This is a genomic window from Methylocella tundrae, from assembly GCF_038024855.1.
Classification (GTDB): Bacteria; Pseudomonadota; Alphaproteobacteria; order Rhizobiales; family Beijerinckiaceae; genus Methylocapsa; species Methylocapsa tundrae.
Genome location: NZ_CP139089.1, coordinates 3,742,047 through 3,754,886, shown reverse-complemented (window position 1 = coordinate 3,754,886; position 12,840 = coordinate 3,742,047). Strand labels below are relative to the sequence as shown.

General features: G+C 63.2%; 8 protein-coding genes. 2 read left to right on the top strand and 6 right to left on the bottom strand.

Translation table 11 applies throughout. From position 1 onward, the window contains the following. Positions 1 to 103: 103 nt before the first annotated feature. The 5 genes from SIN04_RS19505 to SIN04_RS19485 form a co-directional block, all read right to left on the bottom strand. Positions 104 to 976, bottom strand: a complete 873-nt coding sequence (locus tag SIN04_RS19505; protein ID WP_341264163.1) for an energy transducer TonB — start codon at positions 974 to 976, stop codon at positions 104 to 106. Then, the gene (gene exbD, locus SIN04_RS19500; protein WP_134491960.1) at positions 976 to 1,431 is read right to left on the bottom strand and encodes a TonB system transport protein ExbD; all 456 of its coding nucleotides are present in this window, start codon (positions 1,429 to 1,431) and stop codon (positions 976 to 978) included. The genes SIN04_RS19505 and exbD overlap by 1 nt, the downstream gene beginning before the upstream one ends. 4 nt (positions 1,432 to 1,435) lie before the next feature. Continuing rightward, positions 1,436 to 2,431, bottom strand: a complete 996-nt coding sequence (gene exbB / locus SIN04_RS19495) for a tonB-system energizer ExbB (protein ID WP_134491958.1) — start codon at positions 2,429 to 2,431, stop codon at positions 1,436 to 1,438. A 179-nt stretch (positions 2,432 to 2,610) separates the two neighbouring features. Next, on the bottom strand, positions 2,611 to 3,291 hold the full coding sequence (locus SIN04_RS19490) for a Fe2+-dependent dioxygenase (RefSeq protein ID WP_134491956.1): 681 nt from the start codon (positions 3,289 to 3,291) through the stop codon (positions 2,611 to 2,613). A gap of 1 nt (position 3,292) precedes the next feature. Continuing rightward, positions 3,293 to 4,438 (bottom strand): PepSY-associated TM helix domain-containing protein, encoded by a 1,146-nt coding sequence (locus tag SIN04_RS19485; protein ID WP_341264162.1) that lies wholly within the window; start codon positions 4,436 to 4,438, stop codon positions 3,293 to 3,295. 199 nt (positions 4,439 to 4,637) lie between these two features. On the opposite strand from SIN04_RS19485, the gene SIN04_RS19480 reads away from it, so the two are divergent. Continuing rightward, positions 4,638 to 6,986 carry a TonB-dependent siderophore receptor gene (locus SIN04_RS19480; RefSeq protein ID WP_341264161.1) on the top strand — a complete coding sequence of 783 codons (2,349 nt, stop codon included), beginning with the start codon at positions 4,638 to 4,640 and terminating at the stop codon, positions 6,984 to 6,986. A gap of 48 nt (positions 6,987 to 7,034) precedes the next feature. Here SIN04_RS19480 and SIN04_RS19475 read toward each other — a convergent pair whose 3' ends face one another. Beyond that, positions 7,035 to 7,868, bottom strand: a complete 834-nt coding sequence (locus SIN04_RS19475) for a universal stress protein (protein ID WP_134491948.1) — start codon at positions 7,866 to 7,868, stop codon at positions 7,035 to 7,037. Between the two features lie 230 nt (positions 7,869 to 8,098). Between SIN04_RS19475 and SIN04_RS19470 the strand changes: the two genes are divergently transcribed. Then, on the top strand, positions 8,099 to 12,838 hold the full coding sequence (locus SIN04_RS19470) for a DUF3320 domain-containing protein (RefSeq protein ID WP_134491946.1): 4,740 nt from the start codon (positions 8,099 to 8,101) through the stop codon (positions 12,836 to 12,838). Positions 12,839 to 12,840: the final 2 nt, after the last annotated feature.

Here is a 12,840-nt window from a genome sequence, read left to right as displayed (position 1 = left end):
AATACTCCGTTTACGATGCATTCAGGCAGGATCGACACCGCCTTCAGCCGAGGGTCAGCCTCGTATCAGAGACTATAGCAACGCGCAGATTGAGCCAATCCCGTCATTGCTGACGGAAATTGACCGGCACGGTCAGCGTGATGCGGCTCCCGGAAACGTCGGCCGGCGGCGGCGGAAAGGGGCTGGCGCGATGGGCAATCGCCACCGCCTCCGAGTCTAGGGCGGATGAGCCAGAACTCCGCACGAGGCTCGCCGAAACAAGGCGCCCCGATCGGTCGATGGAAAAACTGATCGTCGCCGCCCCGCTCGCGCCCTGCGCCGAGGGCGGATAGCGTTTGTTGCGATTGAGTTGCGCCGAGACGAGACTGCGCCACGCGCCGGCCGACATGGTCGAGCCCGCGGCCCCTTGCGAGGCCTGGCCTGGGGCGCCGGCGCTCTGGCGGGCGGGCGCGCTGGTGCGCGCGGCGCGAGGCCCCGGCTCCCGCTTCGTCTCCGGCTTTGGACGCTCCTCGGTTATTTTCTTCTTGGGCTTTGCTTCGACTTTGGGCTTGGCCTCGACCTTCGGCTTCGGTTCGGCCTTGGGCTTTGGCTCGACGATGGGCTTTGGCTCCGGCTTGTCCGGCGCAACCAGCACCGCGTCGGCCTTTGGCGCGGGGGCAAGATCAGGAACCGGCGGCGCCGGCGGCGGCTCGGCCGCCTCGGGTTGGGGCTCCGGCGTCGGCTCCGGCTCCGCCTCCTTCATTTCCGGCCCCGGCGGGACTTCCGCCACGGGCGCCGGCTGCGCCACCCCCATCGGCGGAAGCTCGATCAGAATCGCGGATTCCGGCGTCCCGCCAAGGTCCGGCGTCTCGAACCTCCGGCTCAGCCAGTAAAACAGGCCCGCATGAACAAGAACGATCACCGCCGCCGCGAGAGTCCAACGCCAGCGGGAGGGTTTCTCATCCGGCGGCAAAACGAGATGAACGTGCATCGTCATCAATGGGCGCCCGCTGGTTTTGCGTCAGAAGGCGCGGCCGAATCAGCCTCGAGGCCGACGAGCCCGATCTTCAGATAACCCGCGGCCCGAAGAAGATTCATAGCCCCCATCACGTCGCCGTAAGAGACGCTCTTGTCGGCGCGCACGAATACGCGGCTGTCCTTATCGCTCTTCGTCTGCGCATCGAGCGCGGCGGCGAGCCCGTCCCGCGTCACGGGGTCTTCCCCGAGCGCGAGCGACAGATCGGGCTTGATCGTCAGAAACGGAGGCTTGTCCGGCCGCTGCGCAGGTTCGGCCGTGGAGGCCGGCAGATCGACATTGACGTCCACTGTCGACAGCGGCGCGGCGACCATGAAAATGATCAAAAGGACGAGGATGACGTCGATAAAAGGCGTGACATTGATCTCGTGATTGATCTCGAGATCATCGTCGCTGGAGGACAGCCGCACAGCCATCGGCTTACTCCGCCGAACGGCGCATGGCGATTACATGCGCCTCATCCTTTGCGGGCGCGGCGGGCGTCCGGTCGGCGTCGCGGCGGTCGAGATCGCGGGACACATGGCGGAGAACCTCCGCCGAGGCGTCGCCGAGCCGCGCCTTGTAGCCCGTGATGGCGCGCGCAAAGCCATTGTAAATCATCACGGCGGGGATGGCGGCGACAAGTCCGGTCGCGGTTGCGAGCAAGGCTTCGGCGATGCCGGGCGCGACCACGGCGAGATTGGTGGTGTGTGTCTTTGATATGCCGATGAAGCTGTCCATGATGCCCCAGACCGTGCCGAAGAGTCCGACGAAAGGCGCGGTCGAACCGATCGTCGCGATGATCGCCGTGCCGCGCGCCATCTTGCGCCCGGCATGGGCTTCAAGACGCGACAGCAAGGCCGCGACGCGCTCTTTCACGCCTTCGGCCGGCAGACCGTTTGAACGCTCCTCTTCGCCAACCGCGGCGCGAACGAACCGGGCGACCGGAGTGGCGGACTCTGCGAAGGATGCCTCGGCAGCGGAAAGGCTCGCGGCGCTGGCGAGCGTCTTGAGGTCGCGATGCGCTGATCGCTGGGCGGTCCAGAGCTCGAGGGTTTTCGCCAGCCAGATCGTCCAGGTGACGAGCGAAGCAAAGGCGAGCCCCGACATGACCAGCTTCACGATCAAATTAGCGTGGAGGAACATGCCCCATGGCGAGAGATCGTTCGGCAGGGCCGACGGCAAAGATGCATCGGCAGGGGGCGCAAGCCTGACGGATTCGCCGGCCGCCTTCGCGCCTTGGGGGGATTCCACCGCCGCGGCGGCCGAAGGCGCAGACTCCGCGGTTGGAGCAGGAACGGCCACCGCGGGATCGATCGTCCCGGCCGGCGTTTGCGCCAGCGCCGATCCTGCGCACAGGCCTAAAGTCAGGGCCGCCGCTGCGAGAACCTTGCGGGAACGATCAATGGAGGGCCAAGCTGCTGATCTAAGCCTCATGTTATTTTCGGCCGACATCATAGAATAATTCCTCCCAGAGTATAGAATAATTCCCGGTTGAAGGCGCATGACCCAATTCTGGTCGGATCGGCGGACATCCCAAGCCAGCACATCATGCAGGCTCCCAAATAACAATGCGAAGCTATGACCCGGCCATCCTTGCAGAGCGGGCGATAAACTTACACCTCGGACCATTGCCGAAGCAAATTATGATAAGTCGCAGTCAATGAGACCAGCGCCGGATTTCCCGGGACGTCGCGCGTCAATTGAATGATCGCGGCGTCGAGTTCGAACAGAATGGAGCGCCGTGTCTTATCGGGAATGAGGCTCTGAATCCAGAAGAAGGATGCGACGCGCCCTCCCCGCGTAATCGGCGCGACCTCATGCCGGCTGTCGGCGGGATAGACGATGAGATCGCCGGCCGGAAGTTTGACCGAGTGATTGCCGTAAGTGTCTTCGATAATCAATTCGCCGCCGTCATATTCGTCCGGGTCGCTGAGGAACAGGGTCGCCGATATGTCGGTGCGGATGCGGACCCCGCCATCCGCCGATTGCCGGATGGCGTTATCGACGTGAAGCCCAAATCCCATTCCGCTCTCATAGCGGTTGAACAACGGCGGAAAGACCGTATGCGGCAGCGCCGCCGAGATGAAAAGAGGGGAACGATGCAGGGCGCGCATGATCATGACGCCGAGTTCCTGATGTTCGGCGCCGCCCTCCGGCAATTGCAGATTGTTTTTCACCTGCCGCGACTGGTGACCCGCCGTGACGCGCCCGTCGACCCAGGCGGCGCGCCGCATCGCCTCACGACAGCGCGCAAGTTGATCCTTGTCGAGAATGTTTTCGATGTGAACGATCATGTCAGCCTCGTGGTTCGAGGGAGGAGAGGTCGGACGCGGCGCGCCGCGCGCCCTTCTGCGCGGAAAGCAGGGCTTGCGTTGTCGACTGGCGGCGACACAGCCACATCAAAAGCCCGGTCGCAAAAAACAGCGTCGGCGCAAAGCCGCAAACGACGACGATCAAGCTCCAGACCGGGCCATGCGATCGGCCCTCATGAATGCGCCGCAGCAAAGCGAGGAGCCCGTCGCCCGCCGCGATGGCCTGAACGGTGACGGCCCCGGATGCGTCATCGACGAGCACGGTCTGCGTCGCGCCGGTCCGCGTCGCCGCCGTCACGCGCCAGAATTTTCCTTGAAGCGTCGGCGGCGTCAGCGAGACCGGCTTCAATCCTTCGCCGGTCTGCATCGCGAGATCCACCACGCGCTGCGGATCCTGCAAAGGCTGGCGCATCGAGCCGCCGGAGGCCGGACGCGGCGCCTGTGGCGCGACCTCGGCGAAAAGGCTGATCGTCGCGCGCGTCGCCACCGGAAAGCCGAGCGTGACGCCGGTAAGCGCCATCGCCCCCAAAGGCGCGGCGATCCAGAAGCCCATCATATGATGGAGGTTTGAACTCAGCGCTGGACCGCGCCGCCAGCGCAGCAGCCGGAGAAAGCCGACAGACGGCCGGCGCCAGAGCCAGAGGCCTGTCAGCACCATCGTCAGAAGCGCGGCGCCTGCCCAGCCGACAATCTGCCTCCCGAAGGAAGGGGGAAGCATCAGATTGGCGTGCAGCGCATGCGCGAGGCCAATGAGCCCCCCGCGGAGATCGGCGATGTCGAGAACGCGGCCGGTCGGCGGATCGAGATAGGCGAGGCGCGCCTGATCGGCAAAAGCGCCGCCGCGCAGCAGAACGGTGACAGGCGCCCCCTCCATCCGAGGCCAGCGCAGGACCATGACGCGCGCGCCTGAAGCGGCCGCCGCCGCGCTGCCGAGATAGACGCCGGCCGGCTGACCCGCCACTGCGCCCGTCACCGCGTAGCGGGACGGAAAGACCCAGCGATCCACCTCCGGCGCAAAAACGAGGACGACGCCGGTAAGGCCGATCGGAACCATCAGAAAGGCCAATCCAAAACCAAGCCAGAGATGGATCCGGCGCCATATCGACCGGCTGAGAAATGGACGAACCATGATGTTGTCGCGAGTCCCTGGAAATCAATACGGGCTCAGTATCAGTTTATTATATCGAAAATCAAGCTACTCCTTGTTTACAATTGTTCTAATTTGAAAGTTACACGGTTTTATTGCGACTCATTTGCTGAGATGATAGTAATATTTGTAAGTATATACATTAGATCAAATCTAAACTAGATATATGGGAGTCTTCATCATGATCACAGGGCCTGTATCTGAATTATCCGGCTCCCAGCGCAAGCCCCAATCCAGTTCTACTTCTGGATTCATTCTAGCCAAGGCGCGGCGGCCCATCGCGCACGCCGCCGTCAGCCTTGCTTCAGTCATGCTCGCGGACGCGGCGTTCGCGCAGGACGCCGCAGCCCCGGAGGGAGACCCGATTGCGCTTGAACAGGTCGACGTGAGCGGCCAGGGCCAGGGCGGCGGCTCCGATTACAATCCGCGCACGCTCGGCCTGAAGCGCATTGCGACGCCGATCCTCGACACCCCGCAAAGCATCACCGTCGTCCCGCAGCAGCTCATTCAGGACCAGAAGGATTCCACCGTGGTCGAGGCGCTGCACAATGTGCCGGGCGTCACCTTCTTTGGCGGCGAGGGCGGCACGCAGGGTGATAATGTCTCGATCCACGGCTATACGGCGCGCAATGATTTCTACCGCGACGGCGTGCGCGATCCAGGCTGGTACACGCGCGACACATTCAGCATCCAGGAAATAGAGGTGCTAAAGGGCCCGGCGTCATTCCTGTTCGGCCGCGGCTCAACCGGCGGCGTCATCAACATGACGAGCAAGCTGCCGGTCTTCACGAATTTCACGACCGTCGAAATGTCGGGCTACACGGCTCCCGGCGCCCGCGTCACCGCCGACATCAACCGCACATTCGCCGATACGGCCGCGCGCATCATTCTGCTCGGCAACGACACCGATGTCGCCGGTCGCGACCATATCAATACGAAGCGCATCGGCGTCGCGCCTTCGATCACGATGAACATGACCCAGGACACGCGGGTCACGCTCAGCTACGTCTATCAGCGGGACGACAATATCCCCGATTACGGCATTCCCCTTCTGCCGGCGGCCTATTTCGGCACGCCCTACGGCAAGCCGGCGCCGGTCGCCGCCAACACTTATTATGGCCGATTGAGCAGCGGCTTTTCCGACGCCGAAAAAGTCAGCGTCAACATCGTCACCGCCCGCATCGAACATGACTTCAACGCCGATTGGCAGGGCAGCAACGTCACGCGCTATTCCTACGTCGACCGCTTCGTCCGCATCCGCGGCGTGCAAACCAACACCGGCGTTCCATATGCAACCGCCGTCGGCGGCAGCGCGCTGACCAGCGCCCAATTGTTCAATTTCCCGCTCGACAGTCTTTACTATCAAAATACGAATGATTTTCAGAACCACACACAAAATTCGCTGCTCACCAATCAAAGCGATCTCGTCGGGCATTTCGATACAGGCTTCCTGCGCCATACGATCCTCGCCGGCCTCGAACTGTCGCAGGAGACGCGGGATCAATATCGCACCAACATCATCGGCGGCGATCGCGTCAACATCGGCGAACCCAATCCCTACCCGGTCAATCCCGGCTACCCCAATCCGACCAGCACAGATCAATACTCCCTCGGTCGAACGATCGGCGTCTACGCGAATGATCAGGTCAAGATCGGTCCATATTTTGAAGTTCTCGGAGGCCTGCGTTTCGACGATTTCAAAATCTGGCAGAATTACGGGACGGTGAACACCGGCAGCAAGGTCTTCATCTCGCAAGTCAATGCGGCGACCCCCTACAACATAAACAGTGACACGAATTTTCTGAGCTGGCGCGCCGGCGGCGTGTTCCATCCGGTCCCGAACGCCAGCATCTATTACGTCTATGGAACGTCCTTCGACCCTTCGAGCGAGTTTTTGACCCTCTCGGGCGGCCAGCAGAACCTGCAACCGACCACCAATCAAAACATGGAGCTTGGCGCCAAGATCGACTTGCTCGAAAGCCGCCTTAGCCTGACAGGCGCTCTGTTTCAGGTGACGCAGGAAAACGCCGTCGAAACCGTCAACGCCGCGGCGGGCCTTTATGCGCAGATCGGCAAAACGCGGGTTCAGGGCGGCGAGATCGGCGTCGCCGGCAAGATCACCGACGCCTGGAGCATTTTCGGCGGCTACACCTATATGGACGGCAGGGTGCTCGCCAGCGGAACGACAGCCGCCGGCGCCTTCATCTCGCCTCCCGGCAATAAGCTTCCCAACGTGCCGCGCAACACCTTTACAGTGACAAGCAGCTACGCCATCACCGCCGCGTTAACCGCCGGCGCCAGCGCCTATTTCGTCGACTCGCGCTACACCAATTCCGCCAACACCGGGTGGGTCCCGGGTTACTGGCGCTTCGACCTGTTCGGATCATATAAAATCGACGAACATTTCTCGGTGCAGGCGAACATTTACAATATCGCCGACACGAAAAACTTCGAGACGATTTCAGGCTACGGCTCGGCGACGCCGGGGCCGGGGCGATCGGCCGTCCTCACCGCCAAAATGACCTTCTGAAGCGCCGCGGGAAAAAGCGCTTTCGGCTCGATCCCGCGCCGCCTTCCTTTAATGCGCCATAAAAACCGGCAGATTGGCCTCCGCCAGTATTTCGCTCGTCACTTTGCCGAAAATGAGCTGACGCAGCCTGCTGCGCGTGTAGCCGCCTTTGATGAGAAGATCGGCGCCGAGCGCCGCCGCCGCCTCAAGAAGCGCGGCGGCCGGTGAATTCTCGGCCTCGCCGACGATGCCGACGCGCGCCTGCGCGCCATGCCGGCGAAGACTTTTCGCCAATTGTTCGTCGCTTGGCCCCGGCAGCGCCGGACCCGGCACCGTCAGAATCACGACGTCCTGGGCGCGGGTGATCAATGGCATGGCGAAGGCGATGCTGCGAGCTGTGTCCGTGGTGCCGTTCCAGGCGATCGCGATCCGCTCGCCCAGCGTTTGAGGGGGCTCGGGCGGCGCGATCAGAACTGGCCGCCCGCTCTCGAACAGCACCGCCTCCAAGGTCGATTTGCGCGGCGATCGCGGTCCCTGCCCCGGCCGCCCGACCGTAATGACGTCGAAGATACGGCCATATTCGCCAACCCCGGAATCGGACACAAGCGCGTCGCCGGTCCAGCCGAAGGTCGGGCGATCCCCCTCGTCCCGCGGGCGCTCGACATGGCGGCGCGCCATGAAACTCTCGAGCATCCTGCGGCTGTGATCGACGAAATCGCGGCGCGTCCGATCGTCGAGAACAATGCCACTCAGGGCGAAGTCGGCGGCGACGAATTCGGCGATGTCAGGGCCGACCGCGATCCCTTCCATGTAACTGTTAAACGCGTGCGCCAGAAGCAGCGCTGTCTCCATCACCGCCTCCATGTGAGCATGGTCCTCGACCGGGATCAGGATTGATTTCAAGAGGCGCCTCCCGTGCGGCCAGAGGCTTCGGCCGCCGCTTCGATCATGCGCTTTTTTGCATCTGAAATCATCTCGCCGGGCGGCGACCGCGGGATAGATTTGCCCGGTAATACCGCGTTTATCATGTTGCGAGTGATAAATGATAACTGTCTTTACGTTAAAACATATCAACCGTAATCGTTGCAATAAGGGTTTTTTAAAGGTCATCGCAGCGAGGCGAAGGCATCTCAATGGGCGCGGTTACTTCGATCACAGCGGCGCGTAAACAACACAGAACCGCGGCGATTGAAGGCCATATCGAAAAGCTTCTCGAGGACGCCCGCCTCAAACTTATCGAAACCGGAACCCGCAATCGCCTGATCCATACGCCGCGCGGCACTAAGCGTACGCGGTGCTTGCCGATCGCCAGCGCCAAGCCCGACGCCATTTTCGTAAATCTCGTTCGCGAAGGGAAATTACTTCGGTTTCTGGCTGCGAACGGCTCCGACGAAGCGGCGCAGGATCTACCGGGGGAACGGGTCGCGCGTCTCGCCGACCGGGAGCCCGATGCGGCGCCAAAGCCAAGCCATGCGAATCGCAACGGTTTGCAGACGATGCTTGCGCCTGATCTGCTGCAAAGGCGCCTTCACGCGATCCAGCGCGACGCCAAGACGGCTGAGGAGGAGCGCGGCGTTAACATACTTTTCCTCGCACTCGGATTCCTGCGCTGGTATGAGGACGAGAGGTCCGACACGCTACGTCAAGCGCCGTTGATCCTGCTGCCGGTCAGCCTCGTGCGCGACCTCAAGCGATCGACATTCGACCTCGCCTTCCGCGACGAGGACATCACCTCAAATCAGGCGCTGAAGGAGCGCCTGCGCGGCGATTTTGGCATCAGCCTGCCGGACATTCCTGACAGCGACAACTGGCTCCCGGGCGCTTATTTCAGCGCCGTCGCCACGGCGATCGCCTCAAAACGCCGGTGGTCGGTCGACGCCGACGGAGTCGAACTCGGCTTTTACTCCTCTTCCAAACTCCTCATCGTCCGCGATCTCGATCCCGCCAACTGGCCCGGCAATGCGCTGGTTGAACACCCTCTCGTGCGCGGGCTCCTGCGCGATGGCCTCGCCAGCGAGCCGCCGCTTCTGCCGGATGACGCCAAGCTCGACGCGATTTTGCAACCGAGCGACCTTATCCATGTGGTCGACGCCGATTCATCGCAAACCAGGGTTATCGATAGCGCGCGCGCGGGACGCAATCTCATTGTGCAAGGCCCGCCTGGCACCGGCAAATCGCAAACCATCACCAACATCATCGCGAGCGCCGCGCATGCGGGGAAGTCGGTGCTTTTCGTCGCTGAAAAAATGGCCGCGCTGAATGTCGTGCACGACCGCCTGCGCGAAGCCGGCCTCGAAAATCTTTGCCTCGAACTGCATAGCCATACAGCCAACAAGCGGCTCGTCGCCGACCGGCTCGACCGCACGCTGCAATCATCGGCGGACTTCGATCTCGAAGACGAAAGCTCAGCCGACGAACTGGCCCTTGCGCGCGACGCGTTGAATCACGTCGCAAGCCGTCTGCACGCGCCGATCGGAGAAACGGGAATGACGCCCTATCAGGCGCTCTCGATTCAAATCGCTGCGACTGTTCGCCAGATAACGCCCGATCTCGGCCTCGTCGAAGCCGCGACTCGTTGGACGCGCGAAGACTATGAAGAGAAGGCGCGAAGGGTCGAGCGGCTCGCCAAACTGACCGCGAGCGCGGGACAGCTCAACCGCCATGTCTATTTCGGCGTCGGCGAGATCGCGTTGCAGCCGGCTGATTTCCAGCGTCTCGTTCCGCAATTCAGACGCCTTGCGGAATCCGCCACGGCGCTGGCTGCGACCGCGGCCGGAATTTCACGCTATCTCGGCTTCCAGCAAAGCCCGACGCTTTCCAGCGTCAAGACTTTGGTCGCTATGCTGAGGATCGTCGCCGAGCTGCCGCGCGAGGGCGTCCCGATCGCCGCCGCCATCGCTGGAACACCCTCGCTGCAAAGGGTCATCGACGCCGCCGCGAAAGGCATTGAATGGCGCCGGCGGCGGACGCGGTATGGGCGCGCCTTCCTCCCCGCCGTCTGGCAGGCGCCGCTCGCGCGGCTGCGCCCCGCCCTCGCCAAAGGGGCAACGTTCTGGCCGGCGCGATTTCTTCGCTCCTATCGTGAGGCCGAACGTCTGCTGCGCGGTCTTGCGACCGCCCCCTTGCCGCGGCGTGCCGCCGAACGCCTCGCGCTGCTCGACGCCCTGCTGAGAGGGCAGGAGCTCTCGCTGTCGCTCGCGGCGGAATCGCGTTTCCTCGACGAACTCCTTGGCGAAGCCTGGCAAGGAAAGGAAACCGACTTCGCCGTTCTGCATAAGGCAGCGCAAACGCTCAAAAGCCTCGCGGCGTTCGGCGCCGATCTCGACTTTGAGCGCATCATTGATCTTGCGCGCCAGGGCGTCGCCTCGACTTTTGCCGATGACTTCGAGAGCAGCCTCAAGGCGCTGGGTCAGTCGCTCGCCGGAGCCATTCAGGCGCTTGACCTCAATGTCGCGGCGATCTTCCACGTCAAGGCCGCAGGCGCCATCGATCTCGAGCGGCTTGCCGAGCGCGCCGGACAATGGGCGGTTCATCCCGCCCGCTTCGAAGAATGGGCGCGTCTCGCCAAGGCCGACCGTCTGCTGCGCGCGATCGGCCCCGTCTCCATCGCCGACGCCCTCGCCTCAGGCGCGCTGCAGCCGGCAAGGGCGCAAGCGACGATCGAGGCCGCTTTTGCCGAAGCCTCCTGGAAGCGGGCGATCGAGGCCGATCCACAGCTCGCCGCTTTCGACGGCGAACGGCACAATGCGCTGATCGCCGTTTTCAAGACCCTCGAGATCAGGCGGCGGCGCGCAGCCGCCATGAGCGTGCGCGCGCGCCATCAGGCCGCCATCCCGCGCGGGGCGCTCGGCGCGATGGGCGTCATTCGCGGCGAAATCGGCCGCAAGCGCAATCATATGCCGCTCCGCAAGCTGATGAAGGTGGCGGGAGAAACCATCCAGCAGATCAAGCCGGTGTTTCTCATGAGCCCGCTGTCAGCCGCGCAATATCTGCCGCCGGGCGCCGTTCATTTCGATCTTCTCATCATCGATGAGGCGAGCCAGGTTCGGCCCGGCGACGCCCTCGGCTTGATAGCCCGGTGCCGGCAAATCGTCGTCGTCGGCGACAAGAAGCAACTGCCGCCGACGCAGTTCTTTGATCGCATGATCGCCGATGAGGTCGATCCGATGGACGAGGACGAGACGAAGGGGCGCCTTGGAGCCGGCGTCGCGCCGGTCAGCGACCTTGAAAGCATCCTCTCCCTGTGCGAGGCGCGCGGCCTCGAAAGCCAGATGCTGCGCTGGCATTACCGCTCGCGCCATCCTTCCCTGATCGAGGTCTCCAACGCTGAATTCTACAAGCGCCTTGTCATGCCTCCGGCGCCCTCGACGGAGCGTAAGGACAAGGGATTGCTCATGCGCCGCGTCGCCGGCGCCTATGATCGCGGCGGCTTGCGCACCAATCTGATCGAAGCCGAAGCGATCGCCGCGGCCGCGGCCGAACATGCCCGTATCTGCCCCGACCTGTCCCTTGGAATCGTCACTTTCTCGACCGCGCAACGTGATCTCATCGGCGATTGCCTCGACGGCAAACGGCGAAGCGATCCCCTCCTCGACGCTTTTCTGCGCGAACGCGGACGCGAGGACGCTTTCGTCAAAAATCTGGAGAATGTGCAAGGCGACGAACGCGACGTGATCCTGATCTCCATCGGCTATGGTCCGCGCGAGCCGGGCAAACCGCTCGACCGCATGGCTTTCGGCCCGATCTCGAGCGAGGGGGGCGAGCGCCGGCTCAATGTCCTTTTCACGCGCGCTCGGGTGCGCTGCGAGATTTTCGCATCCTTCGGCTCGGGCGACATCAATCTCGAGCGCGCGACAGGCGCTGGCCCGCGCGTGCTTAAGCGCTTTCTGCAGTTCGCGGAAACCGGCGTGCTCGAAGAGGCGAAGCCAAGCGGCGCCGATTTCGACTCGCCCTTCGAGGCCAATGTCGCGGCGGCGATCGAAAGCCTTGGCTATAGTGTCGAAACGCAGATCGGCTCGGCCGGTTTCAAGATCGACCTTGCCGTGCGCGATCCCAAACATCCCGGCCGCTTCATGCTCGCGGTTGAATGCGACGGCGCGACCTACCATTCCGCTCTTTGGGCGCGCGAGCGCGACCGCCTTCGCCAGGAGGTGCTCGAAGGGCTCGGCTGGCGGATCCATCGGATCTGGAGCACCGACTGGTTCTATCGCCGGGACGAACAGCTGCGCAAATTGAAAGCGGCGCTCGAAGCGGCGCGCGGCGAAATACAAAAGCCGGCGCCCGCCGTCGCCGCCCCTCCAAATGACCGCGGTCGCGAACAGCCACAGGATGGCCCCCCCAATGCGCCCCCCGTTTACGAGCTGGCGAAATGCGAAGTTCCGCGCGGGGAGAGGATCGATGAAATTGACGCCCGCCGTCTCGCCGAGCTGACGCGATCGGTGATCGAACAGGAAGGGCCCATTCACCAGCACGAGATCATCAGACGCGTCGCGTCCTTCTTCGGCCGCGGCAGGCAAAGCGCCAACGCCATCGCTGCGATCACGCAGGCGCTCGACGCTTTGGCGACGAACGCCCCGGAGTTCTGCCGGCAGGAAGAATTCTGGTTCACAAAACGGCAAAAAAAAGCGCCGCCGGTCAGGTGCAGAAGCAGCGCCCCGGCTCGCCTGCAGAGCCTCGAAATGATCGCGCCGATCGAGATAAAAGCGGCGATCGATCTCGCCCGATCAGAGGCCCCGCAAACCGGCGAGGCCGATCTCGTCGCCGCCGTCGCGCGCCTGTTGGGACTGCCGCGCGCCAAAACCGAAATCCGGGATCGCGTCCTTTCCTTTGCAAGGCAGGCCTCACATTCAACGGGCGACCGCCGGCAGAAATGAAC